Source organism: Bacillus sp. N5-665 (assembly GCF_022637375.2).
Lineage (GTDB): Bacteria > Bacillota > Bacilli > Bacillales > Bacillaceae_G > Bacillus_A > Bacillus_A wiedmannii.
The window spans coordinates 289,171-315,710 of record NZ_CP093325.1 but is presented as its reverse complement, the minus strand read 5'-3'; the positions used below and the strand labels follow the sequence as shown (position 1 = coordinate 315,710).

At 36.5% G+C, this 26,540-nt stretch carries 25 protein-coding genes; 11 read left to right on the top strand and 14 right to left on the bottom strand.

The window, feature by feature from the left end; translation table 11 throughout:
• Positions 1 to 184: 184 nt before the first annotated feature.
• On the top strand, positions 185 to 820 hold the full coding sequence (locus MNO09_RS03775) for a YigZ family protein (RefSeq protein WP_000926686.1): 636 nt from the start codon (positions 185 to 187) through the stop codon (positions 818 to 820).
• Positions 821 to 894: 74 nt separating this feature from the next.
• Positions 895 to 2,028: an LCP family protein gene (locus MNO09_RS03770; protein ID WP_000392779.1), complete on the top strand. Its 1,134-nt coding sequence runs from the start codon at positions 895 to 897 to the stop codon at positions 2,026 to 2,028.
• A gap of 40 nt (positions 2,029 to 2,068) precedes the next feature.
• Here MNO09_RS03770 and wecB read toward each other — a convergent pair whose 3' ends face one another.
• Together wecB and MNO09_RS03760 are read right to left on the bottom strand one after the other, a co-directional pair.
• Positions 2,069 to 3,184, bottom strand: a complete 1,116-nt coding sequence (wecB, locus tag MNO09_RS03765; RefSeq protein WP_000140113.1) for a non-hydrolyzing UDP-N-acetylglucosamine 2-epimerase — start codon at positions 3,182 to 3,184, stop codon at positions 2,069 to 2,071.
• 74 nt (positions 3,185 to 3,258) lie between these two features.
• A complete protein-coding gene (locus MNO09_RS03760; RefSeq protein ID WP_000287630.1) occupies positions 3,259 to 4,629 on the bottom strand; it encodes a UDP-glucose dehydrogenase family protein in 1,371 nt (456 codons plus the stop codon).
• A gap of 588 nt (positions 4,630 to 5,217) precedes the next feature.
• Here MNO09_RS03760 and tagO point away from each other — a divergent pair.
• From tagO to MNO09_RS03745, 3 genes are all read left to right on the top strand, one after another.
• On the top strand, positions 5,218 to 6,291 hold the full coding sequence (gene tagO / locus MNO09_RS03755) for a UDP-N-acetylglucosamine--undecaprenyl-phosphate N-acetylglucosaminephosphotransferase TagO (RefSeq protein ID WP_000378315.1): 1,074 nt from the start codon (positions 5,218 to 5,220) through the stop codon (positions 6,289 to 6,291).
• A 207-nt stretch (positions 6,292 to 6,498) separates the two neighbouring features.
• The gene (locus MNO09_RS03750) at positions 6,499 to 7,236 is read left to right on the top strand and encodes a polysaccharide deacetylase family protein (protein WP_000597166.1); all 738 of its coding nucleotides are present in this window, start codon (positions 6,499 to 6,501) and stop codon (positions 7,234 to 7,236) included.
• Between the two features lie 104 nt (positions 7,237 to 7,340).
• On the top strand, positions 7,341 to 10,016 hold the full coding sequence (locus tag MNO09_RS03745) for a sigma-54-dependent transcriptional regulator (RefSeq protein WP_000820938.1): 2,676 nt from the start codon (positions 7,341 to 7,343) through the stop codon (positions 10,014 to 10,016).
• 100 nt (positions 10,017 to 10,116) lie between these two features.
• Here MNO09_RS03745 and exsM read toward each other — a convergent pair whose 3' ends face one another.
• The gene (gene exsM / locus MNO09_RS03740) at positions 10,117 to 10,530 is read right to left on the bottom strand and encodes an exosporium regulatory protein ExsM (RefSeq protein WP_000207035.1); all 414 of its coding nucleotides are present in this window, start codon (positions 10,528 to 10,530) and stop codon (positions 10,117 to 10,119) included.
• Positions 10,531 to 10,719: 189 nt separating this feature from the next.
• Here exsM and MNO09_RS03735 point away from each other — a divergent pair, with 189 nt between their 5' ends.
• Positions 10,720 to 11,901: a chromate transporter gene (locus tag MNO09_RS03735; RefSeq protein WP_241950091.1), complete on the top strand. Its 1,182-nt coding sequence runs from the start codon at positions 10,720 to 10,722 to the stop codon at positions 11,899 to 11,901.
• 38 nt (positions 11,902 to 11,939) lie between these two features.
• Here the strand turns inward: MNO09_RS03735 and chbG are convergent, their stop codons facing one another.
• The 5 genes from chbG to MNO09_RS03710 form a co-directional block, all read right to left on the bottom strand.
• Positions 11,940 to 12,644 (bottom strand): chitin disaccharide deacetylase, encoded by a 705-nt coding sequence (gene chbG, locus MNO09_RS03730; RefSeq protein ID WP_000593501.1) that lies wholly within the window; start codon positions 12,642 to 12,644, stop codon positions 11,940 to 11,942.
• Positions 12,645 to 12,692: 48 nt separating this feature from the next.
• Positions 12,693 to 14,018, bottom strand: a complete 1,326-nt coding sequence (gene celF / locus MNO09_RS03725; protein ID WP_000145754.1) for a 6-phospho-beta-glucosidase — start codon at positions 14,016 to 14,018, stop codon at positions 12,693 to 12,695.
• A 3-nt stretch (positions 14,019 to 14,021) separates the two neighbouring features.
• Complete coding sequence (locus MNO09_RS03720) at positions 14,022 to 14,345, bottom strand: PTS lactose/cellobiose transporter subunit IIA (protein ID WP_000989050.1); 324 nt, start codon at positions 14,343 to 14,345, stop codon at positions 14,022 to 14,024.
• A 183-nt stretch (positions 14,346 to 14,528) separates the two neighbouring features.
• Positions 14,529 to 15,836, bottom strand: coding sequence for a PTS cellobiose transporter subunit IIC (celB, locus tag MNO09_RS03715; RefSeq protein ID WP_001168832.1), 1,308 nt, complete (start codon positions 15,834 to 15,836; stop codon positions 14,529 to 14,531).
• Between the two features lie 16 nt (positions 15,837 to 15,852).
• Positions 15,853 to 16,155 carry a PTS sugar transporter subunit IIB gene (locus MNO09_RS03710; RefSeq protein WP_001023569.1) on the bottom strand — a complete coding sequence of 101 codons (303 nt, stop codon included), beginning with the start codon at positions 16,153 to 16,155 and terminating at the stop codon, positions 15,853 to 15,855.
• A gap of 397 nt (positions 16,156 to 16,552) precedes the next feature.
• On the opposite strand from MNO09_RS03710, the gene MNO09_RS03705 reads away from it, so the two are divergent.
• The gene (locus MNO09_RS03705) at positions 16,553 to 17,872 is read left to right on the top strand and encodes a polyamine aminopropyltransferase (RefSeq protein WP_241950090.1); all 1,320 of its coding nucleotides are present in this window, start codon (positions 16,553 to 16,555) and stop codon (positions 17,870 to 17,872) included.
• 27 nt (positions 17,873 to 17,899) lie between these two features.
• Positions 17,900 to 18,271, top strand: a complete 372-nt coding sequence (gene speD, locus MNO09_RS03700) for an adenosylmethionine decarboxylase (protein ID WP_000456841.1) — start codon at positions 17,900 to 17,902, stop codon at positions 18,269 to 18,271.
• A gap of 93 nt (positions 18,272 to 18,364) precedes the next feature.
• Here speD and MNO09_RS03695 read toward each other — a convergent pair whose 3' ends face one another.
• The 5 genes from MNO09_RS03695 to MNO09_RS03675 form a co-directional block, all read right to left on the bottom strand.
• Positions 18,365 to 18,769 (bottom strand): DUF3021 domain-containing protein, encoded by a 405-nt coding sequence (locus MNO09_RS03695; protein ID WP_000457997.1) that lies wholly within the window; start codon positions 18,767 to 18,769, stop codon positions 18,365 to 18,367.
• A 3-nt stretch (positions 18,770 to 18,772) separates the two neighbouring features.
• On the bottom strand, positions 18,773 to 19,222 hold the full coding sequence (locus MNO09_RS03690) for a LytTR family DNA-binding domain-containing protein (RefSeq protein ID WP_000868211.1): 450 nt from the start codon (positions 19,220 to 19,222) through the stop codon (positions 18,773 to 18,775).
• A gap of 133 nt (positions 19,223 to 19,355) precedes the next feature.
• Positions 19,356 to 19,673, bottom strand: a complete 318-nt coding sequence (locus tag MNO09_RS03685) for a PTS sugar transporter subunit IIA (protein ID WP_000379643.1) — start codon at positions 19,671 to 19,673, stop codon at positions 19,356 to 19,358.
• 9 nt (positions 19,674 to 19,682) lie between these two features.
• Positions 19,683 to 20,984, bottom strand: a complete 1,302-nt coding sequence (celB, locus tag MNO09_RS03680) for a PTS cellobiose transporter subunit IIC (RefSeq protein ID WP_000617771.1) — start codon at positions 20,982 to 20,984, stop codon at positions 19,683 to 19,685.
• A gap of 14 nt (positions 20,985 to 20,998) precedes the next feature.
• Positions 20,999 to 21,301: a PTS sugar transporter subunit IIB gene (locus MNO09_RS03675; protein ID WP_001023539.1), complete on the bottom strand. Its 303-nt coding sequence runs from the start codon at positions 21,299 to 21,301 to the stop codon at positions 20,999 to 21,001.
• Positions 21,302 to 21,525: 224 nt separating this feature from the next.
• On the opposite strand from MNO09_RS03675, the gene MNO09_RS03670 reads away from it, so the two are divergent.
• The 3 genes from MNO09_RS03670 to MNO09_RS03660 all read left to right on the top strand — a co-directional run bounded on the left by MNO09_RS03670 (position 21,526) and on the right by MNO09_RS03660 (position 24,488).
• Positions 21,526 to 22,743, top strand: a complete 1,218-nt coding sequence (locus MNO09_RS03670; RefSeq protein ID WP_000649365.1) for a dicarboxylate/amino acid:cation symporter — start codon at positions 21,526 to 21,528, stop codon at positions 22,741 to 22,743.
• 164 nt (positions 22,744 to 22,907) lie between these two features.
• The gene (locus MNO09_RS03665) at positions 22,908 to 24,065 is read left to right on the top strand and encodes an acyltransferase (protein ID WP_078183258.1); all 1,158 of its coding nucleotides are present in this window, start codon (positions 22,908 to 22,910) and stop codon (positions 24,063 to 24,065) included.
• 42 nt (positions 24,066 to 24,107) lie between these two features.
• Positions 24,108 to 24,488: a VOC family protein gene (locus MNO09_RS03660; RefSeq protein WP_000609846.1), complete on the top strand. Its 381-nt coding sequence runs from the start codon at positions 24,108 to 24,110 to the stop codon at positions 24,486 to 24,488.
• Positions 24,489 to 24,527: 39 nt separating this feature from the next.
• On the opposite strand, the gene MNO09_RS03655 is transcribed toward MNO09_RS03660, so the two are convergent.
• Positions 24,528 to 26,528, bottom strand: coding sequence for a YhgE/Pip domain-containing protein (locus MNO09_RS03655; RefSeq protein ID WP_000676348.1), 2,001 nt, complete (start codon positions 26,526 to 26,528; stop codon positions 24,528 to 24,530).
• Between the last annotated feature and the right edge of the window lie 12 nt (positions 26,529 to 26,540).

The window sequence follows — 26,540 nt, the reverse complement described above, 5'->3', positions numbered from 1 at the left end:
AAATGGTGCATCCATACATGAAAATGCCGATTTGAAATTATACTCACCATCTCGACAAATTACAACAAAAAGGTGAAATACTCACCAAAAATTTCAACTTATTTATAAAAAATGTTTGAATATAAAAACGCTCGCTTTTAAAATGTAAAGTACTAGTCATTTTGGCAGATAGGGGCGTATACGAGTGTTATTACAATATTTAACAATCAAAGAATACGGTGAGCACGAAATTGTCATTCAAAAATCGAGATTTATCTGTTATATTAGCCGAGCTACAACCGAAGAAGAAGCTCAAGAATTTATACAAAAAATAAAAAAACAAAATTGGAATGCCACACATAATTGTTCTGCTTATTTGATTGGCGAACAAGATCAAATTCAAAAAGCAAATGATGATGGAGAACCTAGCGGTACAGCTGGCGTACCTATGTTAGAGGTACTAAAAAAACGCGGTTTAAAGGATACCGTCGTTGTCGTTACACGCTATTTTGGTGGCATCAAACTTGGCGCAGGCGGATTAATTCGCGCATATGGAAAATGTACAAGCGAAGGCATTAATCATGTCGGTGTTGTCGAGCGAAAACTAATGCGTGTTATGCAGACCGAAATTGATTACACATTACTTGGCAAAATTGAAAATGAATTACGTAATTCAAAATATGCCATTAAAGATATACATTATCTAGAAAATGTCACATTTGATACGTATGTAGAAGAAGACGGAAAACAAGCATTCACAGATTGGATGATTGAATTAACAAATGGGAAATGTACAATTAAAGAAGGAGATATGTTGTACTTAGAACAAGATGTTATCTAAGAATAACTACACCCTCATCTTTAAAGATTAATGTAGTGAATTCCTTCCCTACAAATGAACTAAGGAGATTATATATGGAAGAACGTTATTATCATCTCCAAAATAGCAGAATAAAAAAGAAACGAAGAAGAAAGTTTTTCTACTTCCTTATTTTCGTATTTTTATTTGGTGGTGTAGGACTTTATATATTAAATTCCTACTCTTCTCTCATGGGGATGTATAGTGGTTTTACTCGTCAAAAATCGGACTTGAGAACCGAAGATGTAGAAATTACAAAGGAGCCTTTTACACTCCTTATTATGGGTATAGAAGATTATGCAACGGACGGTCAAAACGGTCGTACAGATTCATTAATGTTTGCGACAGTCAATCCGAAAACTAAAAAGATTTCGCTTATGAGTATCCCTCGTGATAGTCGCATTCCAATTGCTGGAAAGAACAAAGAAGACAAAATTAACGCTGCGCACGCTTACGGCGGAGAAGAAATGGCAATCAAAACGGTCGAAGGTTTTCTAAAAGTTCCTGTAGACCATTATATTAAAATTGATTTCCAAGGCTTTAAAGGTATTGTTGATGCTGTTGGCGGTGTTACTGTTGATGTCCCATTCGATTTTTGGGAGCGTTCGGACGTGGATTACTACAAAAAAATCGAATTTAAGCAAGGACAACAAGACTTAAATGGGGAAGAAGCACTCGCATACGTACGTATGCGAAAGCAGGATCCAAACGGCGATTACGGTCGGGCCGCTAGACAAAGACAATTACTAGCCGCTGTTGCTCAAAAACTAAATTCAGCCTCTACCGTATTTAAAATTAAAGATTTAACAGCAGTCGTTGGAAAATATATAAAAACTGACATTCCTATTTCTGACGGACTTGCACTTTACAATAAACTATCTGGGTTTGATCCTTCTACAATACAAACGTTCAAACTCGAAGGAGAAGACAAAAAAATAGGTGGTATTTATTACTTCCTTCCAGATCCAATCGGTGTAGAGACAGTACGTAACGAAATTAAAAAAGAATTAGGAGAAACAGCAAACACTCAAGAAAATCCAACTACAAAAACCGAATCAAATCCTTCTTCAAATTCTAACTCTGACGAAAAAGCAAAGAAAGAAACGAATCAGAATCAGAACAAAACACCAACTGAACCACCTCCTTCTACGAATGCTCATGCAGAGTGGATTATGAGAAATCAGCAATAACAAAAAGAGCCAAATCGCACATGATTTGGCTCTTTTTTATTTACTTATTAAAGTGTTGCAAAATTGCTTCTACAATGCGCTCTGATGCACGGCCATCACCGTAAGGATTAGATGCTTTTGACATCTTATCATGAGCTTCTTTATCTGATAACAACTCATCAGCAAGACCAAAGATTGTCTCTTCGTCTGTTCCTGCTAATTTCAACGTACCTGCTTCAATACCTTCTGGGCGCTCTGTTGTATCACGAAGAACAAGAACTGGTACACCAAGTGACGGCGCTTCCTCTTGTACACCACCAGAATCAGTTAACATTAAGTATGAACGAGCTGCAACATTGTGGAAATCAATTACATCTAGCGGCTCAATTAAATGAATGCGGCTGTGATCGCCTAAAATATCATTCGCTGTTTCACGAACAACAGGGTTCATATGAACAGGATACACAACTTGTACGTCTTCATGCTTATCAACAAGACGTTTAATTGCACGGAACATGTTACGCATTGGCTCTCCTAAGTTTTCACGACGGTGAGCTGTCATAAGTACAAGACGATCGTTTCCAAGTTTCTCTAGTACAGGATGACTATATGTTTCTTTTACAGTCGTTTTTAGTGCGTCAATTGCTGTATTTCCTGTTATGAAAATGCGTGACTCATCTTTATTTTCTTTCTGTAAGTTCGTTGCTGATTTTGTTGTAGGTGAGAAATGAAGATCTGCCATAACGCCTGTTAATTGGCGATTCATCTCTTCTGGGTATGGAGAATATTTATCCCATGTACGAAGTCCTGCTTCAACATGCCCTACTGGAATTTGATTGTAGAAAGCAGCTAAACTTGCAATAAATGTTGTCGTTGTATCACCATGTACAAGTACAATATCCGGCTTTGCTTCTTTCATTACTTTATCCAAACCTTCTAAACCACGCGTTGTAATATCAATTAAAGTTTGGCGGTCTTTCATAATATTCAAATCGAAATCTGGCGTAATTCCAAAGATACTTAATACTTGGTCTAACATTTGACGATGTTGTGCTGTTACAGTCACAATCGATTCAATTTTGTCTGGATGCTTTTGCAACTCTAACACAAGAGGTGCCATTTTAATTGCTTCTGGACGTGTCCCGAAAATTGTCATTACTTTTAAACGTTCAGTCATTTCATTGCCTCTTTTCTTTCACTAGTTACAAATTCTATTATGACATATAAGAATATACATGAATACATGCCTTTTTAACGAATAACGGAAAAGTCCCTCTTACAAATACTTTCTCTTCCAACCGAATAATAATCTATCTCTTGCTTCTTGACATCCTCAATAGTATAACAATTTCTTCCATCTAATAAAATAGGCTCTCTCATAAGTTGTGCGTACTTTTCTAACGGATAAGCTCGGATAGCCTCCCATTCTGTCATGATAAAAGCCGCACTCGCTCCTCTAATCGATTCATCTATACATTCGCTATATTGTATAGTCTCTCCAAAGAGATTTTTCATATTTGGAATCGCTTTTGGGTCATATAGAACTACATCCGCACCTATATGAATTAATTCTTGTATCATAATAAGGGACGGTGCGTCTCTTATATCATCAGTATTCGGTTTAAATGCCGCTCCCAGCACCGCAATCCGCTTCTTGTTCATATTTAATACTTTCTTCGCTTTCTCAATCAATAACAACTGTTGTTTATTATTCACTTCAATGACTGCTTTTAACAAGCGAAAATCATGCGCCACATTCCCTGCAATTTGCACAAGGGCTTTCGTATCTTTCGGAAAACAAGATCCCCCATAACCAATGCCCGCATTTAAAAAAGACGTCCCAATTCTCTTATCCATTCCCATCCCTTGTGCAACGTCTAATACATTGGCTCCTACCTTCTCACATATATTTGAAATTTCATTGATAAAACTAATTTTTGTCGCTAAAAAAGCATTCGATGCATATTTAATCATCTCTGCACTTTTTATATCTGTAACATACGTTTTTAAGCGTAATTCACTATACAAATTCTCCACTTTTCGTGCCGCTTCCTCATTATCTGCTCCAATTACAATACGATCTCCCTGAAAAAAATCGTAAATCCCTGAACCTTCCCGTAAAAATTCCGGATTCGATACGATATGTAATTCATATCTATTTTGTAATTTCTCCTCAATCCATCCCCTCATAACATCATTTGTACCTACAGGAACCGTACTTTTCGTAACGACAATAATGTCGTTCGTCGCATATGTTCCGATATCGTCACAAGCACTTCGAATATATGTTAAATCCGCTGTCCCATCTAATAAAGATGGCGTTCCAACTGCAATAAATATAAATTCTGCATCATAAAATGCTTTCGCTCTACTTGTTGTAAAAGTTAAACAATCATTCTCACATGCATCATTTATTAATTCATATAAACCCGCTTCATAAATAGGCAGATTTCCTTGCTTTATCCGTTCAATTTTCTCATCATTTATATCAAAACATGTGACTGAATGGCCCAACATTGCCAACCCTACTCCTGTAATTAATCCAACGTATCCGGTACCTATTATCGTAATTTTCATTTCCTTTTCGCACAGGAATATACAATAGAAAATATACGAATACATAGAATGCTCCCTGTGCTTCCCCCTCTCACATTAAAAATGAGAAAACTCTTTTACTTCTTTATTATATGAATTACTTTTTCCATTCTTTTTTAAGTTTTTGTAAAATTACATGCAAGAATATAAAATGAAACTTTATTCAGTGAGGGGCATCCATCCCCGGCTAATTATTAGTTAAACCAATCGAGATTTTACAGGAATTAAGGTTCCCACCTAAATTCTTTGCCTCAACTAAATTTTGAGGCGGAAGCCTTACTGCCCGTTCATGCGGATAAATTCCCACATTTTAACACGGAACTTACTCATTTCTAGGTGTAACACTTATAATACTGAAATAAAAATATTCATTATCGAAAAAAGAGAAAATGTCATATTCTAAAGTCCAATACAATTAACCTTCTCAAACGATTCAACATTCTGTATACAATTGTCATATATTCTATCTGCTTCCATTTGCCGTACAAAGAAAAAAAGATTGAATTCTAATCTTTTTGTGATACCATATGTTATGAGCCTGTAAATAAACATCATAATTTTCAGATAAATATATTAAAAAAAAATTACGTTAGACTATAAAAGGGTGGGGTATTAATGGACTCACAAGTGATTTATGCCATTTTGGCATCTTTCATCACTGTACTCGTCGTTACTCCTTTAGTTATTAAGTTAGCTTTTAAAATAGGAGCAACAGATAAGCCAAACGCTCGTAAAGTACATCAAAAGATTATGCCTCGTCTTGGCGGATTAGCGATATTTATTGGTGTAGCTGTAGGATTTGTTGTCGGCGGCTTATATGAACAAAGAATGTTATCGATAACGCTAGGTGCGATTATCATTGTAATCATCGGTATTTTAGATGATATGTACGAGTTATCTGCGAAGGTAAAATTCGGTGGACAACTATTAGTTGCCATGATGATTGTAAAAAGTGGATTATTAGTGCAAGTATTATATATTCCAATCCTCGGGGATACTGAACTTGGATGGCTTGCTTATCCAATTACAGTATTTTGGATTGTAGGTATTACAAATGCAATCAATTTAATTGATGGCTTAGATGGGTTATCTGCTGGTATTTCATCTATCGTACTTGCTACGCTAGCATATATGGCCTTCACTAGCCCATGGGGCACTGGAGCCGCTATTATCTTACCACTAGCATTAATTACATTAGCAAGTACAATTGGATTTTTATTCTACAACTTCCATCCAGCAAAAATTTTCATGGGAGATACAGGCGCACTATTTTTAGGATACTGTATTTCTGTTATATCGTTACTTGGATTATACAAAAGTGTAACGTTATTCAGCTTTATCGTTCCAGTTATCATTTTAGGCGTACCTGTATTTGATACGACATTTGCAATTATCCGTCGTGTCGTAAATAAAAAACCTATTTCAGCACCAGATAAATCGCATTTACATCACCGTTTACTTGCAATGGGCTTCTCTCATCGTAAAACGGTACTAATTATATACGCATTCGGTATTTTCTTTAGTGTAAATGCAATCATTTTCTCTAGTGCGACATTATGGTTATCCATTATTCTTCTTTTCGTTTTAATCTTCTTTACAGAAATCATTGCTGAAGTAATTGGGCTTGTACATGAACGTTACAAACCACTTATTTCCTTTTATAAAAAAGTGAAAAAACGCGAAGACTAATTGTAGTATAGCCTTTACAATTATGAAATATTCAAATAGCATCCTCTTTCTTATAAGAGGATGCTATTTTTTATTTTTTATTCCCCATTTCATATTTCCAAAATATAGTTTGTTTGAGAGTCCCACTATTGGAGAAAGATATACATAATAAGAAAAGGATTATATTTTCTTTTTTACATCTTGATTGTCAAACTGAGGGTGAATGTTATGATCAAGCGAGTATTTCAATACATTATTTTATTTTTAACGATTACTATGTACGCGTCATCTCATGCAGGAGCAACTACAATGACCCCTGCTGAACATCATCCAAATACTGAAACTACCTCTCCTATCCAAAAAATCGCGTACTTAACATTTGATGACGGACCAAACAAATATACTACGCAAATTTTAAACATCTTAAAGGAAAAGAACGGAAAAGCAACTTTCTTTGTTATTGGTGGAAAAGTGCCACATTATAAAAAAACAATGCAACGATTAATTAAAGAGGGACATTATATCGGACTTCACAGTATGTCACACGATGTAAAACGCCTTTACACTGGTGATCCATCCGCTTTAATTACAGAAATGGAACAAACACAAAATATTGTTCAGCAAGTTACAAAATTAAATACACATCTCGTTCGTGTCCCGTATGGTAGCATGCCTTACTTAAAAAAGAATTACCGTGATGCACTTGTATCCGCCCAGTATAAAATGTGGGATTGGACAATCGATACATATGACTGGAAAAGCTATGACAATCCTTCTGCCATACTAGAAAGAGTACGTAATCAGAGCGATGAACAAGTCGAAGTGATTTTAATGCATGATTCGAGTGTAACCGTACAAATACTGCCTAAAGTAATTGATTACTTACAGTCACAAGGATACAAACTTCTTCCCTATAATCCATCTTCTCACCTCGAAGTGAACTTTTGGAAAGACACAAGATTGTAACAGCTTTAGTGCCTATTTGCTAAAGCTGTTTTATTTTTCTCTTCCCACCCTTCCCATTTTTGTGTAAAATTTTAAATAGTGATGAAGTTTCGAGGTGAATAGAAATGAAACGAATAGATCTCATTTTTAACGCAATACAAGAAGGGAATTATATAGAAGGTGTAACCGCATCAGAACTCGCTACCCTGTTGCAACTAGATCGTGCCAATGTAAGTAGCGACTTAAACAAACTTGTAAAAGATAAACGTTTATTAAAAACAAATACGCGTCCTGTTCGTTTTTATATAGAAACGAACGCTTCGTTGGAAACGCATTCAAAGGAAATGACTTCATTAGATACATTTGCAATTGAAAATACAAGCCTTAAAATCGCAATCGAAAAAGCAAAAGCTTCTATTCTCTATCCTCCAAACGGTATGCATACTTTACTGCTAGGAGAAACAGGAGTCGGAAAATCTATGTTTGCTTCTTTAATGCACGAATATGCAATTGAAGTTGAACAGCTTCCTAAAAATGCACCATTTATCGTCTTTAACTGTGCCGATTACGCAAATAATCCACAGCTACTACTGGGGCAGTTATTTGGGATTAAAAAAGGAGCTTATACAGGGGCAAGTGATCAAAAAGGGTTAATTGAAAAAGCACATGAGGGGATCCTTTTCTTAGATGAAGTACATCGCCTTCCTCCAGAGGGACAAGAAATGCTTTTCACCTTTATTGACCGCGGGGTATACCGCCGCCTTGGAGAAACAGAAAACGAGCGTAAAGCACAAGTATTAATCATTACTGCAACAACAGAAGAACCAAATTCATTTTTATTAAAAACATTTACAAGACGTATACCAATGACTGTTACGCTGCCACCACTTCGTGAGCGTACACATAAAGAACGATTTGCTTTACTGCAACTATTTTTCACAAATGAAGCAATCCGTCTGCGAAAAGAAATTCACGTTAGTCCGAATGCAATGCGCGCTTTCGTCTTTTACAATTGTCCCAATAACATCGGGCAATTAAAAACGGATGTACAAATTGCCTGTGCGAAAGCCTATTCTGACTTTGTGACAAAGAAACGTGATTCTGTCTATGTTTCAAGTACAGATTTACCTTGGTATATGAAAGAAGGGCTATTCATTGAAAGAAAGAGCCGTCATCTATACCAAATACCAAATGAAACATTTATATTTACAGGTGATGAAGGTTGGAGTAATCATAAAATAGAGAATGAAAAACGGTCTTCTATTTACGATTATATTGACTATAAATACGAAGAACTTCAAGCTCGCGGTATTGAAGAGGACGAATTAGAATTACTAATAGAAAATGATATTCAAAGCTTTTTCGTACAATATTTTAACCAAATATCTAAAAAAACAAGTCATGAAAATGTTTTTAAAATTGTGGATCGTAATATCGTTTCCGTATGTGAAAGAATTGCGGAACTTGCTGAAAAGCATTTATCTAAGACGTTTGATGAAAAAGTATTTCTCGCTTTAAGCTTACATGTACAGACAACTCTACAACGTTTGCAAGCTGGGAAACAAATTCATCACCCACAATTAAATCAAATTCGTACGAAATATAAAGACGCTTTTTCCGTAGCTATGCAATGCATTCAACTACTGGAGGACGAATTACAAATAACAATGCCTATTGATGAAGCAGGCTTTTTAACAATGTTCTTCGTTGTTGATCCAATTCCTGCCTCGCAAACAGAAGTAAAAGTATTAATATTAGCGCACGGCAACGGCATCGCAACAGAAATGGCAAACGTCGCAAACGAACTGCTCGGCATTGAGGAAGTAACCGGCATCGATATGCCGTTACATGAATCGCCGAAAGATTTCTTAGAGCGTGTGAAAGTGTATATGAAAACACTCCAAAATGTAAATGGACTTCTCTTACTCGTCGATATGGGCTCGCTCGCTTATATTGGTGATATATTAGAAACTGAGTTCAAAATCCCGGTACGTGTTCTTTCCATGACAAGCACTCCACATGCACTAGAAGCAGCTCGAAAAGCTCAACTTGGCTACTCGTTAGATGCATTATATGAAACAGTGAAGAACTTAACACCGTTTTACTTAAACGTACAAGAAGAAAAGAAAAAGCCACTATCACCAATGAAGTCTGTTATTTTAACAGCTTGTTTAACTGGGGAAGGCAGTGCTTTAGCTATTCAAAAAATGTTAGAGAACTATTTGCGATTTGACAAAGACTTAATTGAAATTATTCCGATTAGTATCGTCCATGAAAAAGATTTAACGAAAATGATTGAGAACATAAAAATAGAGCGAAATATCATTTGTATCGTCACAAATTTCGATGTGCAGGTGCCATGCTTAACATACCATTTCCAAGACATTGTAAACTACACAGCGATTCACCCAATTCAAGAATTAATTACGTATGAAGAAACATATGCAAAAATGGCTGATATTCTGGAACAACAAATGCAGCGGAACGACGGAGCATTACTTATTAAAACAATTCGTTACGCATTAAATACAATTCAAGAATTAATTTCCTTACAGCTAACTCCTGACAGCTTAATGGGTGTGATTCTGCATATGAGCTGTATGGTTGACCGTCTTCAAAAAGGAGAAAGCCTCCTCCCTCATCCAGATAAAGAGAAACGAAGACAAGATGAGTACTGGATGTATATGAAAGTGAAAAAAGCATTACAACCAATTGAAAATACATTTGAAATACAAATACCTGATGATGAAGTGTTTTATATCATGGACTTCTTCATTAAAAATCAGCCTGTAAAAATTTAATCGAAGCAGTTTTTTAAATATATCGATTTACCGACAATAACCACTAAAATTTGTACCTTATAGAAAAAAAGGCTGTTCCAAAATATGGACAGCCTTTTTTCTACTTCTTTACTTTTCTGATTCTCCCCCTGATTTCGCCCTTCTTATTAGACTTTGTATAAACATTTACATATACATTCGCCTGAATGATTTCTTGAAGTAAGCTATCAAACGCTCTCCCCTGTAAAGGCCCTTCAAAATCCTCCACATTGACTACACCGGTCACGACTCCTTCATTTACACTAATACCTTGCTTTATTGGACCAAACAAATTTAAAACCACTGGACCTATTTGATCCGCTTTTCCTAAATGAATTTGGCATGATGTAACTTTTTCGATGTTTTTCAATATGATCCGATATTGTAATTTCTTTAAATCATCACTAAATATAAACTCTGTTACACCATAAGCTTCTGTATTTACAGGAGGTATTTCCCTCTTCCCTGTTAACCTCGCAAAGAAATGTGTTGTCATACAGGCATTCTCCTTATATAAATTTCCCAGCACTACTTCTACTACTTTATGGTTTATACATAATCATTTATGACTTTTTCAAGTTTTAATTACGAAGAAAAGATTCACACAATCTTTACATTAGAATCGTTCCTTTTTCTTTACTATCTCTTGTATAATGCACGTAGAAAAGCATTCTAGGAGGTCGTTTTGAAAAATAACAAATATACTTTTCATACATTATTAGAGATTTTTCTCGTCTCATTTAAATTAGGACTTACTTCATTTGGTGGTCCTGTCGCCCATCTTGGCTATTTCCACCACGAATACATACAAAAAAGAAAATGGATGGATGAACGAAGCTATGGAGATTTAGTAGCACTATGCCAATTCCTTCCTGGTCCTGCTAGCAGTCAAGTCGGTATGGGAGTTGGATTATTAAGAGGTGGATTATTAGGAGCTATTATTTCATGGATTGGATTCACTCTACCTTCTGTGCTTGTTTTAGTTTTCTTCGCCTCGTTCCTTAATCAGTTCGACCTTGGAAGTGCTGGCTGGATTCATGGACTAAAACTTGTAGCAGTCGCCATTGTTGCTCATGCCATATGGGGAATGGCGCAAAAATTAACGCCAGACCGAAATCGTGCGACGATTGCTATTGTAACTGCTGCAATCGCCTTATTATGGCCAAGTAGCTGGACACAAGTCATTCTCATTATAGTATCTGGCTTTATAGGCTGGTTTTTATATCGCAACCAACCAATTAGCCAATCTCAAAATATAAAAGTACCTATTTCAAAAAAGATAGCAGTTTCTTGTCTCATCTTATTCTTCGGACTATTAATACTGCTACCAATAGTAAGACCGTTCTCTTATTACATCGCTTTATTTGATAGTTTCTATCGCTCTGGTGCACTTGTATTTGGAGGCGGACACGTCGTTCTACCCCTTCTTGAAGGTGAGTTCGTACAAAACGGAATGATGACGAAAGAACAGTTCCTAGCTGGATACGGATTAACACAAGCGGTACCAGGTCCACTATTTACATTCGCCTCTTATATAGGAGCAGTTTTAAACGGGACGCTTGGAGCCATACTCGCAACAATTGCGATCTTTCTTCCTGCTTTCTTGCTCGTTATTGGTGTTTTACCATTTTGGGACAGTGTGAGAAAAATCTCTTACATACAAGGTGCACTACTTGGAGTCAATGCAGCCGTTGTCGGTATTTTATTAGCAGCTTTTTATGATCCTATTTGGACGAGCACAATTATAAACGCTGTAGATTTTGTTTTTGCGTCTCTTCTATTTTGCTTGCTCGCTTTTTGGAAAACACCACCTTGGGTTATCGTTATACTCGGAGCCTTTGGCAGGTATGTTCTATCCATCTTGTAAGCAAAAAACGACGGCATTATATAGCCGTCGTTTCTCTATTAAAACTTCACAAGTTCTATTCCTTCAGGCAACTCGCTCTCTGTTAAAATACGCAATTCTTTCACACGATCCATTACGTAAGAAGAACGCTTCACAAGCTCTGGATCAATATAAGCTGGATGAACCATAATTTCTACCGTTTGTTCACCTTGTACTCTTTCTTTTAACTTCACAAAGTAATCTTCCGTCACACCATCCGCGTAAAAATCACTGTAAAACACGTCAGAAAACGGGCGTACTGCTCGCTCTTCCTCACAACGACGAATTGGAACATTATATGTAGCCGCTAACCTCTCAAGAACATCGTGCAAGATTGGTAATCCATGCACGTGATGATGACTATCTAAATGAGTTGGCGTTAATCCGTAAGATAGGAATTTCTCAATTTGAGCAGTCCACTCTCTCTCTACTTCTTCTGGATTTACATTCCCTTTCCATACGACGCTTTGTTTATGAAACAATCCATCACTACTTACAAGTGATGGTACGTCTCTAAGAAGTGGTTTCCCTGCTGTTAATACGAGATGTACGCCTACTCCGAGTAGGTTATACTCTTTTGCTAAGCGTACCGCATGCTCTGTTCCTGGCATATTCATCATCATTGTCGTTGAATTTACAAGTCCATTTATATGTCCATCAATAATGCCGTAATTTGTACCTTCTGTAAGACCGAAATCATCTGCATTTACAATTAACTTAATCATCGTAATACCTCCTAATAGAATAAAAAAAGCGGGCTAAATAGCGCCGCTTTATTTCTCTACCTTTTTGAAGAACTGTGGAAGATATTCTTTATGTGCTTCCAACATTTCATCTAAAATTTGTTTTGCAACTTTATCTGATGGTACAAGTGGATTAATTGTCATAGCAAGCAGCGCTTTATGATAATCCCCTGTAACAGCAGCTTCAATTGTTGTGCGCTCAAATGATTTAATTTGCTGTACTAAACCACGAACTGGTACGGGAAGATCTCCAACTGCAATTGGTTTTGGACCTTCTTTCGTAATAATACAGTTCACTTCAACAGCAGAGTCATGTGGCAAGCTTGCAATTGTTCCGTTGTTTCGTGTATTAACAGGCTGGATATCACCTTTATTATTGTAAATAGACGTAATTAAGCTACATGCTGCGTCACTATAATAAGCGCCGCCACGTTTTTCTAATTGTGGTGGTTTAATATCTAAGTTCGGGTCTTTATATAGCTCGAATAAATCATCTTCTAACTGTTTCACTACCTCTGCACGTGTACCTTTTTCAATCGAAGCTTCTTTCTCTTCTTCTAACATTTCACGTGTTTTGTAGTAATAGCGATGGTATGGACATGGAATTGCACGAAGGCCGCGAATAAAGTCTGGCTCCCAGTTAAGCGCTGCAATATTTTCCATCGTAATTTGCTTTTCTGGATCTGTTACAAGCTCTAACACACGATCCATTACACTTACGCCATCTAAATATACATCTAGTCCGTATACCATATGATTTAAACCTGCGAAATCAACGTGGACACGACTTGCATCTACTTCAAGTAATCTTGCAAGACCCATACGGATTCCGATTGGAACGTTACATAGACCAACTACTCTTTGAATATTTGTATAACGAAGCACAGCTTCCGTTACCATACCAGCTGGGTTCGCGAAGTTAATTAACCATGCATTCGGACAAAGCTCCTCCATATCCTTACAAATATCTAAAATAACAGGAATCGTTCTCAGTGCTTTGAATAAACCACCAGGACCATTCGTTTCCTGACCGATTACATCATATTTTAATGGGATTGCTTCATCTTTTGCACGAGCTTCTAATAAACCTACGCGAAGCTGCGTTGTTACGAAGTCAGCATCTTTTAATGCTTCACGGCGATCAAGTGTTAAATGTACCTCGATTGGTAAACCAGATTTTTTCACCATACGTTTCGCTAAGTTACCAACGATTTCTAACTTTTCTTTTCCTGCCTCAATATCTACTAACCAAATTTCACGAACAGGAAGCTCATCATAACGCTTAATAAATCCTTCAATTAACTCTGGTGTATAACTAGATCCACCGCCGATTGTAGCAATTTTAATTCCAGTCATGCTTTATTCCCCTTTCGCTTCTAACTTTTTATAAAGGTCAATAAATTCAGCTGCTAATTCTTTTACTGTAATCGCATTCATTAAATGATCCTGTGCATGAATTAAAAGAACACTAATCTCTGTTTTTTCTCCTCTTGCTTCTGATTGTATGAGCTCTGTTTGGAAATGATGCGCTTCATTAATCGCTTCTTTCGCCTTTACCATCGCTTCATCAGCCTCTGCCATTTTCCCCTGTTTGGCAAATTGAAGTGCCTCCATCGCAAAGCTTCGTGCATTACCACTATTTAAAATTAATTGGAATGGAATTTGTTCTGCTGTAGTCATCATAATTACCGCCCTCTCTATTATGGTTCAACCGATTTAAATACCCCTTCAGTTTGAACATTTCTATTAAATTATTATTTTATTAATGATAGTTTGGTGTTCTTGTAGATGGGTCTCATCTTTCTGAACATGATATAAAGGTGATTGTTCTCACAGATAATGTTATCTGTGAGAACAATTACTATGTTACATAGGTACAGAGTTGTTATTTCCTTGTGCTGCTGCTTTTTCAGTACGAACAACAGAACGGTCAGATAATACAACGAATGGATAGTAGATTACCATCGCAATTACAAAGTTGAATAACTGTAGAATTGCACCTGAAAGATGTCCACCTGTTACAAGATAACCACTAATAATTGGTGGTGTTGCCCATGGAATCATCACAACTGTTTTTGGTACCCACCCAATAGATATAGCTGTATAAGAAGTAATTACTAATACAATTGGTGTTAGGATAAACGGTAAGAATAAAATTGGATTTAAAATAATTGGTGTACCAAAGATTACTGGTTCGTTAATATTGAATGCACCTGGTCCAATTGATAAGCGAGATACACCGCGTAATTGTGCACTTTTTGCTACAAGTAATACGACCACTAAGAACGCTAATGTTGCACCAGAACCACCAAGATATACGAAAGTATCAAAGAATGGTTTTGTAATAATGTTTGGAACATCAAATGCAGATGTACCACCTTGGAATAACTTCATATTTTTCTCTAATGCCGGTAAGTATAATGGCTCAATAATACCACCAACGATATTTGGCCCATGTAAACCGAAGAACCAAAGAAGATGAACAAGGAGTACAATGACAATTGCACTTGGTAATGTCCCTGCTAAACTTTGCAGTGGTGATTGAATCGTATTAAAGATAAATTCATGAACACTTGTACCAGCTAATTTCACTGCTAATTGAATACCTGCAACTACTGTTAAGATAACAAATGCTGGAACTATAGCTGCGAAAGATCTTAAAACTGCTGGCGGTACTCCATCAGGCATTTTAAAAGTAATGTTTCTTTGTACAAAGAAACGGAATACCTCAGTAACAAGGAGTGCCACGATAATCGCTACGAATAGCCCTTGTGCCCCTGTCCAAGCTAAGTTCAATCCGCCTTCTTTCGGTGTTGTTGGCGTAAGAATAATTAACGCACCAAATGAAATAATACCTGCTGACAAACCATCAACGCCGTAAGATTTTGCTAAGTTATAACTTGTTGTAAATGCTATGATTAGTGCTAGAATTGCGAAAGAACCAGTCCACATTCCACCGCCAACTTGTTTCCACGTTTCACCAAACAAACCTTTCATGAACTCTTGGAAAGCTTCAGACGGAAAACCATTAATTAGTGATGCCAGTGCACCAACTAAAATAAGTGGCATAACTGCAATAAATCCATCACGGATCGCAGCTAAGTGACGTTGCGATCCGATTTTACCAGCGACAGGAACAATATACTTCTCCATAAATGCAATAAACTTTTGCATTTCGCTTCCCCCCTAATTATTTTTTAAGTGTTAACGCGTGATCTAAAACTGCTTCTCCATTCATCATGCCGTAGTGCATTGGATTGATAACGTCGATTCCAACGTTTCTCTCATCAGCAAGCGTTTTCATTGAAGAAAGCATGTAACGAACTTGTGGTCCTAGTAATAATACATCTGCTTGATCGATATTTGTTTTTACTGCATCCCCAGATACAGCCCAAATCTTTCCTTCTAGACCGCGAGCTTTTGCAGCCGCTTCCATTTTTGTAACTAGTAAACTTGTAGACATCCCTGCTGAGCAACATAATAAAATATTCATTTGAAAATCCCCCTTGTGTAGTATAAAAAATTTATGTTTATTTATTTTTCTTTACGCTATTTATTAATGCAATTAGCGTGCCAACTTTTTAAAACCACTAAAATCAGCACTTTTTCGACTGTTTTCTTTGTGTGTTAACGCTTTCAATTAGTGTGTCACCCAAAAAACACACAGTGTGTTATAAAACAACACGCTTTTAACACATAACTGTATGAAAATAGATTAGTGTTTAGTTGTCTAGTTGTATTCAAAACAAAAAAACACTAAATTTTTTTAGCGTGAAAATCTAGTGAAAAAATAAACCTCTCTTAAACACATTCTTCTATCTATTGTCCAAGCCACCTCTACTAAATTACATAGAATAGAATAAAATAACAAAATTCGAAAGGGGATTCCTATGCCAAAACATAGAAAACAGAACAAAATAAAGATTTATAGAATAACAAGCTATAAAAAAGACAAGCGTTCTGAATTAGACTCTGACAAATTTGAACTAGAACAACAGGAAATAGAAAATAAGCAGGATAAACAAAACAAACAAGACAAACAAGACAAACAAGACAAACAAAACAAACAAGACAAACAAGACAAACAAGACAAACAAGACAAACAAGACAAACAAGACAAGCAAAATAAACAAGACAAACAGGACAAGCAAAATAAACAAGATAAACAGGACAAACAGGACAAACAAAATAAACAAAATAAACAAAATAAACAAAATAAACAAGACAAGCAAGACAAGCAGGACAAGCAAAATAAACAAGATAAGCAAAATAAACAGGACAAACAAGAACAATTGGAACCTATAATAGAAATAAGTTCACACAACTTAGATGTATGGGATGCAATTTCTCTACAACAGATACAAAATGGCGAGCATACGAGTTTATTTGCAGAACAAAGTAATTATCAAAATATTACTTTGTTACAAGTAAGCGATGTCCGTTTATATTTAGACAAACAACTACAATTCAGTTCCGTTGACGAACAAATTTATCATGAAGCCCTTGTGCATCCGATTATGTCAAAAGTAATTGATCCAAAACGTGTTCTCATATTAGGTGGTGGCGATGGCCTTGCCTTACGAGAAGTTTTAAAATATGAAACTGTGCTACATGTAGACCTTGTTGACTTAGATGGATCGATGATTGATATGGCTCGTAATGTTCCTGAATTAGTTTCTTTGAACAAAAGCGCATTTTTTGATAATCGTGTGAATGCACACGTATGCGATGCAAAGGAATTTCTGAATTCTCCTTCCTCTTTATACGATGTAATCATTATTGATTTTCCAGACCCAGCGACAGAGTTGTTAAGTACTTTATATACAAGTGAACTTTTTGCTCGTATCGCTACGTTTTTAACAGAAGATGGCGCGTTCGTCTGTCAATCTAATTCACCTGCTGATGCACCCCTTGTATATTGGAGTATCGGTAACACAATTGAACATGCTGGATTAACTGTGAAAAGTTATCATACAATCGTTCCTTCTTTCGGAACTGACTGGGGATTTCATATTGCGGCTAATTCTGACTATGTACTCGATCAAATTGAGCAATTATATGTTGTACCAACTCCTCAAACATTACCTTCTCTTCTTTCTCCCTTATTTCAATTTAAAGAAGAACATCTCGAACAGCGTAACCTTGCCCTTTTAAATTCAGAATCAAACCTTATCCTACATCAGTGTTATAAAAAAGAAATGGAGTTTTAACGATATTATAGTGAGGAGTGCTATCTTATGGAATACTCTACTTTCGGTAAGCATATAATAGTAGATTTATGGGGAGTGGATTTTTCCCTATTAGATGATGTTCACTTTTTAGAATATCATTTAGTTACCGCTGCTGATCACTCAGGTGCCCATGTTTTAAACGTAAGTGCAAAAGAATTCGAACCGCACGGTGTTACTGTCTTAGTTTTACTATCAGAAAGCCACCTTTCTATTCACACTTATCCAGAAAAAAACTTTGCAGCCATTGACTGTTATACGTGTGGTACGACCGTTGAACCGCAAATAGCGATTGATTATATCGTAAGTATATTAAAACCAAATGAGATGAATATAAAAAAACTAATTCGTGGTATAGGAGAGATTGTTACAACCGATTAATTATCACTCTTACTCATTTGTGAAAAAGGAGGATTGTAAATACCATCAGTGGAACGACCATTCCACTGATGGTACAGAAACATACATATTTTTTCACCTTAATTGATGGTTTAATCTCTCGATTTTTCGCTTCCAGTATAACATCATCATAAACCATATAATGAAGTAAATAACAATAAAACTTCCTATACAAACAAGAATCGGACCGAAACGATTTGGAACCCATCCAATCCAAATGGCTGTGGGCAAAAATGTTCCTATTAAAACAATAAAGTGAGTCATCGTCTGTTTTAATATGCTCCATTCTTCTTTTTCAAAAATAAATGAAGCGAAAGAAAGGATAAGCCCTATTATATTTGCCGTAACTAAATACGTAATTAATGTTTTTGTTTCTACTGTTTCCATTCCTTTTACATAACCAATCCATAAAAACAACAAACTATATAACATCGCCATCCCAAGTCCAAAGGCTATTTTATTAAAAATTCTAGCAAACATCTTTTAACCTCCTCCTATATGTAAAGATTCTTTAATAAGCGGTACATATTTTCTCGAAATATATTCTTTCATTCCATTAGAAAAATGGGCACACATACTGCCGCTAAAAGACATTTCAAAGCTTTTAACATGCCCTAAATTTGCAAGTATTGACTTAGAAAATCTAGCAAACCGCTTTCCAGCTAACTGTTCCTCTAATTCATACAAACGAGCCTTCACTTCAAGACTCCCTTTCTTTGTTTGTGCCATAACTTTTCTTCCTTCTGTATAAAACCAATAAATATCATATAAATTCAATAAATAATACTGATGATCTAACACACCGACAATTTGATTCACAGTTCCTCCTTCTATTATTTTTAAAAGCTGCTGAATTTCATCTGTTACTTCACCTGTATTTATAATAATTTCTACTTCTTTTTGTGATGGGTCCAATTCGATGCGAACTTTCATCTATTTCCCACCCCCTTTACAATTTCATTTTTACATAAACCTGGAAATAATAAATATAATCCTGCGTAAGTGGTTTTTGTTTCGTCATAACTGTCTCTTAATACAACATAAAAAAACCTTGCATACGCAAGGTTCATTCATCCGCTGACATCTTCCTATATAGTTCTACAAATTCACTCGCTAATTCCTTCACCGTAATTGCATTCATTAAATGATCTTGCGCGTGCACCATCAGAAGGGTAACTTCGGTCTTTTCACCACCAGCTTCTTTCTGTATGAGCTCCGTTTGTACACGGTGCGCCTCTTTTAATTCCTCTAACGCTTCTTGTAATTTCGCTTCTGCTTCTGTAAATTCTCCACGCTTTGCACAATCAATTGCTTCCATTGAACAACTTCGTGCATTTCCCCCATGCAAAATTAAATGAAAAGCCTTCGTTTCTATCGTATCCATTTTAGTTCTTTACTCCCCCTTTTCTTCCGCCAACTTTTGTTTATCCCATATTTTTAAGAACGGTAAATAAATGAAGAATGCCAGCGCAAAATTAACAAGTTGTAACACAACACCTGAAATTTTCCCGCCCGATCCTAAATATCCACTAAAAAGAATCGGTGTCGTCCAAGGTACAGCAGCTCCGCTCGGACGGGCAACTAACCCCCATTCCATCGCAAAGTAAGAAACTATCGTTAACACAACCGGAACCAATATAAATGGAATTAGTAAAATTGGGTTCATGACAATCGGCATACCAAAAGTTACCATCTCATTAATATTAAATATACCAGGTGCAATTGACAATCTACCTAAACTTTTTAATTGCTGACTTCGTGCAAACAATAACATTCCAATAACTAAAGCAAGTGTCGCACCAGATCCGCCCATATAAATCCATAAATCAAAAAACTGTGCAGTAATCGTATTTGGTATATCTTGCCCTGCTTGGTAAGCAACTCGGTTTTGATCCATTAACGACAACCAAACCGGACTCATTACACCACCAACAATAGTAGCTCCATGAATTCCACATGACCAAAGAACATGAACGAGAATAACAGCTATTATTGCGCCCCAAAGACTAGCACCAAGTACACTAAGTGGTTCCTGTAAAATTTGCCCCACAATATTATGGATACTGCCAAAAGAAGTATTTTCTATAATTAAGCGTAAAATCCAAATAACCGTTACAACAATAAATCCTGGAACAAGCGCGGCAAATGAACGTGTCACAGCTGGCGGAACTGTCTCTGGCATCTTTATAATTATCTTTTTTTGTACAATAAACCGATAAAGTTCAGTAGATATAAGTGCAATAATCATTGCTACAAATAACCCTTGGCTTCCCATTAATGCAGCTGGGATAGCACCTTCTACAAGTACACTCTCTTTTGTACTTGGTATAATATATGCAACTTGAAATGGCGTCGCAAGTAAAAACGTCACAAGCGACAATGCCCCGGATGCTAAAGCGTCCACTTTATAATATTCTCCAAGTCTGTAAGCGATTCCAAAAACAGCTATTAAAGCCATTATATTAAAAGTTGCACTAACTGGATACCCCAAAGCCCTCTGCCAATTCTCCCCAAACAAACCTGCCATAAAATCATTATAACCTGGTATTGGTAAAGCGCTAATGATGAGGAAAAATGATCCTATAATTAAGAAAGGCATCGTCAATACAAGTCCATCACGAATTGCTAGCAAATGCCTCTGTTCTGCAACCTTTCCCGCTACTGGCATTACATATTTCTCTAAAAACCGTATCATCTATCCCACTCTCCTCATGGTTTCATTGACAAAGCTGCTTGTAAGATAGCTTCTCCATTACAAAGCCCGTAATGGACAGATTGAATGACATCAACAGGTACTCCCTTCTCCTTACATAACTCTTTCATTTTCGGTAATAAATAACGTACTTGTGGTCCAAGTAAAAGTACATCAGCTTCATCTATGTGACTATTTACTTCAGAACCTGATACTGCCCAAATCTTTACCTCTATCCCTCTTGCCTCTGCTGCTTTCTCCATTTTTGTAACAATCAAACTGGAAGACATTCCCGCTGCACAGCAAAGTAAAATATTCATCCCTTTTCCCCTCCCCCTTTTTGCAAACCTAAGTTACGGCGCATCCTTTGCCACCACTAGGTTACAAATATATATGTCTAGATTTCCTGCTGTATGCCGAGCTTAAAAACAAAAATTTCTCGGTTTTCACGCTATTCCATCTATCATTATTCTCCTAGTAAAGAGGACTCTAACTCGCTATAATAATTCAGTATGATTTTTTTAATTGATAGGAGGATATATTTATGAAGGCATATCGCTTTCCGCTTATTTTATTATCTTCTATCCTAATTGGTGGTTTCATTGGTTATTTCATGGGTGCCGATGCCGTTGCTTTAAAGCCGCTTGGTGACATTTTCTTAAACTTAATGTTTACGATTGTTGTACCTTTAGTGTTCTTTAGCATCGCGTCATCTATTGCTAATATGGATGGATTAAAACGTTTCGGTAAAATTATGTCTAGTATGGCTGGAACTTTCTTATTTACAAGTATTTTAGCTGCTATTTTTATGATTATTGTCGTGAAAGTATTCCCGCCAGCACAAGGTGTTGTATTAGAACTAACGCAGCCCGATAAAGCTGAAAAAGCTGTTAGTGTTGCGGATCAAATTGTTGGTATTATAACAGTATCTGATTTCTCGAAGTTACTATCTCGTGAAAATATGTTAGCTCTTATTTTCTTCTCTATTTTAATGGGGGTTGCAACTTCAGCAGTTGGTGAAAAAGGAAAACCATTCGCTACATTCTTACAAGCTGGTGCAGAAATTTCAATGAAAGTTGTATCTTTCATTATGTACTACGCTCCAATCGGACTTGCTGCTTACTTCGCGGCATTAGTTGGTGAATTCGGACCACAACTTCTTGGAACTTATTTCCGAGCAGCAATGGTATACTATCCAGCGTCTCTAATTTACTTCTTTGTATTCTTCACGTTCTATGCATACCTTGCGGGTCGCAAGCAAGGTGTACAATTATTTTGGAAGAACATGGTCTCTCCTACAGTTACATCTCTTGCAACTTGTAGTAGTGCCGCAAGTATTCCAGCGAACTTAGAAGCAACGAAGAAAATGGGTATCTCTTCTGACGTTCGTGAAACAGTTGTCCTTCTTGGATCTACACTTCATAAAGACGGATCTGTTTTAGGTGGCGTATTAAAAATTGCTTTCTTATTCGGTATTTTCAACATGGAATTCGAAGGACCGAAAACATTAGCAATTGCACTTGTTGTTTCTCTATTAGTAGGAACAGTAATGGGCGCCATTCCAGGTGGTGGTATGATTGGTGAAATGTTAATCGTTTCTCTATACGGCTTCCCGCCAGAAGCATTGCCAATTATCGCAGCAATTAGTACAATCATTGATCCTCCTGCAACGATGTTAAACGTAACAGCAGATAACGCTTGTGCCGTAATGACAGCTCGCCTTGTAGAAGGTAAAAACTGGATCAAAAATAAATTTGCTTAATAAAATGGAAAGAGGATGCTCCAAACGAGCATCCTCTTTTTTGTTGTGATAAATATATCGAAATAATCCATTCCGCCACAAATTTGTTATAATCTTCACAAATATTCCACACCTATTATCCATTCTCCGTACTATAATCATGTATGGAAAAGGAGATGGACATAATGACTCAAAGCGCACCAGAATTTAAAATTTTGCAAAGCATTGCATTCCTTGCTGTTGTTTTGCAAAGTTCCTTATTATATACAATGAATCAAGGAAATGTCTTACTTGAGCAATCCCTCATTATGGGCATGCTATTCAACCTTGCAAAATTTTCAGCACCTGCATTCATATTTATCGTTGGCTTTCACTTAATTCGGCAATATACAAAGCAACTAGCCTACACAGAATATATTTATGAAAAAGCCGCACATTTACTCATTCCTTATTTCTTCTGGTCTATTCTTTACTTATTAACAACAAACGATATGATTACACTACAAAGCGGAATAAAAAGTTTATTACTCGGAACAGCCGCGCCCCATCTTTGGTACGTGATTATGATGTTCCAAATTCATTTATTGTTCCCTTTGCTGTGCACACTATTTTATTGGTTTCAAAAACGAACAAAAAATAAAAAAGACATATATAAATATATGACCATCTTTGCTTCTCTATATTTCCTCTTAATGTGGTATTCTTCTCACTACATTTTTAATGGAGAGAAATTGACTAGCTCAACCATTTTACATTATACAGATCGTTCCTTCTTCTTCTACTCATTCTATTTCGTCATGGGAGGAATCGCAGCTGTCGCACTAAAAACTTGGCGTTTATTTGTCATGAAACATATCCCGCTTATAACAATGTTATTTTTCGTCTTATTTCTATTCATCAATTATGAGTTATTTAGTTTTTACGGAGCAAACTCTATTCATTTAACCGTTTCGACTTATTTAAAACCGTCTATGTTTTTATATATTGTATGCGAAATTATCATACTTTACGTTCTGTCTATTACAATCGTACAGCGACGCGGTTTCTTGTATAAAGCTTTACGATTTATCGGGAATTACACATATGGTGCTTATTTAGCTCACTTTTTCTTCTTACAACTATGTACAAAATTTCTTTCTGTATTTACACTGCAAGAAAACACAATATTATATAGCCTATTATTATTTACAATAACGGCCACAATCTCGATTTCAGCAATGGTCATTTGCAGTACACTACCACTTCATACGTGGATTACAGGACCTTCCCCTACAACAAATGTAAAATGGGCGAAGGTTGTACTTCGGAAAAATCACGAAAAGGTATTCAAACCATATCTTTGATATAATAGAATTCCATACAAGAAAAGAAAGTAGGACACACCTATGATTAATCAAATTGGACAAATTATGTTATATGTAAATAATCAAGATGAAGCAGTACAATTTTGGACTGAGACAGTAGGATTCCAAATTATTGCGGAAGAAAATAACGGACAAGGATTTCGCTGGATTGAAATTGCACCAACGAAAGAAGCAGGCACAAGCATCGTCCTTCACGATAAAGCGTTAATTGCGAAGATGCAACCTGAATTAAATTTAAATACACCTTCACTTATGTTCTTCTCTAATAACTTAGATCAATTGTATAAAGATCTTTCTGAGAAAAATGTTACCGTTGGACAGGTTGTAGATTTACCTACAGGTAGAGCATTCAACTTTGCTGATAATGAAAACAATTACTTTGCGGTAATGGAAAAGAAATAAGAAAAAGCTATCCGGAAAAATCGGATAGCTTTTTTCATTTTAAGAAACTTGTTCCGCATTCGCTTCCCTATGTTGTATGTGACTCGTGATCCAAGCAATTCCGCCGGCAACAACGAGATAGCATAACAATATTAAAATTTGCATTTGTAATTGTGACCAATCTCCTAAAGAGATAACATCTTGTAATCCTCTAAGAGAATGGGACATTGGGAGAAACTGTCCAATTTTGCTAAGAACAGCTATATTTAATTCTCCTGGGAAAGTCCCCCCGCTCGTCGCTAATTGCAGGACGAGAAGCGTTACTGCTAAGAACTTTCCAACAAGACCAAATACCGTTACTAGCATAAGAATAAATGTCATGAACGTAAAGGAAATAACGATACTTGATAAAACAAAGAGTGGCACACTTGCAACTTCTAATTTCATAACTCCTAGCACAGCCACATCCACAAGTAATGCTTGAATAAGTCCAATTAAATATACTAATCCTAGTTTATTAATAAAATGTACTGTTCCGCTTACCTTCATATTCTGTCTACGGCCAAGAGGTAAAATATTCGATGCCATAATTCCGCCAACATAAAATGCCAGTGATAAAAAGTATGGTGCAATGCCTGAACCGTAGTTAGGCACGTCAGAAACTGTCGACTTCACTAATTGAACCGGTTCTGAGAACATCGTATTGCGTGCATCATCATTGCGAACATCCGCTATCTTCTCTACGCCCTCTCCTAATTCCGTAGAAAGTTCTTTCGCACCATCGTCAAGTTTAACAAGTCCGTTCGTTAACTGATCAGCCCCGTGATTCAGCTCTGTTCCGCCACTTGCAAGATGATTTACACCTTCTTGCAGGGATGTAAATCCATTTCCCCACTTCGTAAATCCATCTGCTACATTTGCTGCACCATCTGCTATCTTTTTCGTTCCAGCAGTAGCTTCGCTTAACTTAACTCCGAATGTATTCATACCTTCTTCAATCTTATTCTGACCGTCAGCAAGCTTCTTCGCACCTTGTGTCAATTGTTGTTGGCTATTATTTAAAGTGTTTGCTGCCTTAGCTAATCCGTTAGAAGTAGCAATGATTTTTTGAAAAGCAGGATCTTGCTGCACTTCCGGATGACTTTTCACGTACTCTTCTAATTGTTGTTTTACACTATTTGCTGCATTGTCCGCTTTCACTTGCCCTTCAGCAAGTTTCTCACTTCCGTTCACCCATTCATTTGTACCAGCACTTAATTCACTAACCCCTGATTGTAAAGTTTTTTCACCTTGAGCTAATAACGCCATACCACTATGAAGTGAGGTTGCCCCTTCACTCAGCTCATTTGCGCCGCCACTTAAGGCAGATTGGCTAGAAGCAAGTTTTTCACTTCCCTCTTTCACTTTTGATGCCCCGTCACTTAAACGATGAATACCATCTGCAAGCTGATTCGCCCCACTTTTCGCATCTGTCGTTCCTTCATGCAGCTTCTCAGCACCATTACTTGCATCACTCAATCCTTGTGCTAAGTCTTGAAACTTTGAAAAGACACCTTCTGTATAAGATTTCGTAATACTATTTGAGATTTTTGTTTTCATATTTTCCACAGCTGTCGTTCCAATTTGGGCTGCTACAAAGTTTTTACCTGGATTTACTTTGTACTGCAATTGGGCCGGCTCTGGTTTCTCATCCATAAGCGTACTTACCTTTTTAGAGAAATCCTCTGGAATCGTAACAACCATATAATACTTATCTTCTTTTAACCCTTCATCAGCATTTTTTTCTGATACGAAATGAAAAGCTAGTTCCTTGTTCTCTTTTAAATTTTTAACAAAATCGTCTCCTGCATGAATTGTTTTTTCATCCATCGCAGCGCCCTTATCTAAATTCACAACCGCAACCGGTAATTTATCTAATCGTCCGTATGGATCCCAATATCCCGCTAAAAAGAACCCTGAATAAATTAAAGGAACGATTAACAAAAAAATTAAAGCGATACGTCCATGTTTATGGTGCCACATCGCTTTCCAATCTTTAAATATAAGTTGAATTCCCTTCATGAAACATACTCC

Bases quoted from the DNA above. Each gene is read 5' to 3' on its own strand.
- MNO09_RS03770 (WP_000392779.1), top strand. From the start codon at position 895: ATGGAAGAACGTTATTATCATCTCCAAAATAGCAGAATAAAAAAGAAA.
- wecB (WP_000140113.1), bottom strand. From the start codon at position 3,184: ATGACTGAACGTTTAAAAGTAATGACAATTTTCGGGACACGTCCAGAA.
- MNO09_RS03760 (WP_000287630.1), bottom strand. From the start codon at position 4,629: ATGTATTCGTATATTTTCTATTGTATATTCCTGTGCGAAAAGGAAATG.
- tagO (WP_000378315.1), top strand. From the start codon at position 5,218: ATGGACTCACAAGTGATTTATGCCATTTTGGCATCTTTCATCACTGTA.
- MNO09_RS03750 (WP_000597166.1), top strand. From the start codon at position 6,499: ATGATCAAGCGAGTATTTCAATACATTATTTTATTTTTAACGATTACT.
- MNO09_RS03745 (WP_000820938.1), top strand. From the start codon at position 7,341: ATGAAACGAATAGATCTCATTTTTAACGCAATACAAGAAGGGAATTAT.
- exsM (WP_000207035.1), bottom strand. From the start codon at position 10,530: ATGACAACACATTTCTTTGCGAGGTTAACAGGGAAGAGGGAAATACCT.
- chbG (WP_000593501.1), bottom strand. From the start codon at position 12,644: ATGATTAAGTTAATTGTAAATGCAGATGATTTCGGTCTTACAGAAGGT.
- celF (WP_000145754.1), bottom strand. From the start codon at position 14,018: ATGACTGGAATTAAAATTGCTACAATCGGCGGTGGATCTAGTTATACA.
- MNO09_RS03720 (WP_000989050.1), bottom strand. From the start codon at position 14,345: ATGATGACTACAGCAGAACAAATTCCATTCCAATTAATTTTAAATAGT.
- celB (WP_001168832.1), bottom strand. From the start codon at position 15,836: ATGCAAAAGTTTATTGCATTTATGGAGAAGTATATTGTTCCTGTCGCT.
- MNO09_RS03710 (WP_001023569.1), bottom strand. From the start codon at position 16,155: ATGAATATTTTATTATGTTGCTCAGCAGGGATGTCTACAAGTTTACTA.
- MNO09_RS03705 (WP_241950090.1), top strand. From the start codon at position 16,553: ATGCCAAAACATAGAAAACAGAACAAAATAAAGATTTATAGAATAACA.
- speD (WP_000456841.1), top strand. From the start codon at position 17,900: ATGGAATACTCTACTTTCGGTAAGCATATAATAGTAGATTTATGGGGA.
- MNO09_RS03695 (WP_000457997.1), bottom strand. From the start codon at position 18,769: ATGTTTGCTAGAATTTTTAATAAAATAGCCTTTGGACTTGGGATGGCG.
- MNO09_RS03690 (WP_000868211.1), bottom strand. From the start codon at position 19,222: ATGAAAGTTCGCATCGAATTGGACCCATCACAAAAAGAAGTAGAAATT.
- MNO09_RS03685 (WP_000379643.1), bottom strand. From the start codon at position 19,673: ATGGATACGATAGAAACGAAGGCTTTTCATTTAATTTTGCATGGGGGA.
- celB (WP_000617771.1), bottom strand. From the start codon at position 20,984: ATGATACGGTTTTTAGAGAAATATGTAATGCCAGTAGCGGGAAAGGTT.
- MNO09_RS03675 (WP_001023539.1), bottom strand. From the start codon at position 21,301: ATGAATATTTTACTTTGCTGTGCAGCGGGAATGTCTTCCAGTTTGATT.
- MNO09_RS03670 (WP_000649365.1), top strand. From the start codon at position 21,526: ATGAAGGCATATCGCTTTCCGCTTATTTTATTATCTTCTATCCTAATT.
- MNO09_RS03665 (WP_078183258.1), top strand. From the start codon at position 22,908: ATGACTCAAAGCGCACCAGAATTTAAAATTTTGCAAAGCATTGCATTC.
- MNO09_RS03660 (WP_000609846.1), top strand. From the start codon at position 24,108: ATGATTAATCAAATTGGACAAATTATGTTATATGTAAATAATCAAGAT.
- MNO09_RS03655 (WP_000676348.1), bottom strand. From the start codon at position 26,528: ATGAAGGGAATTCAACTTATATTTAAAGATTGGAAAGCGATGTGGCAC.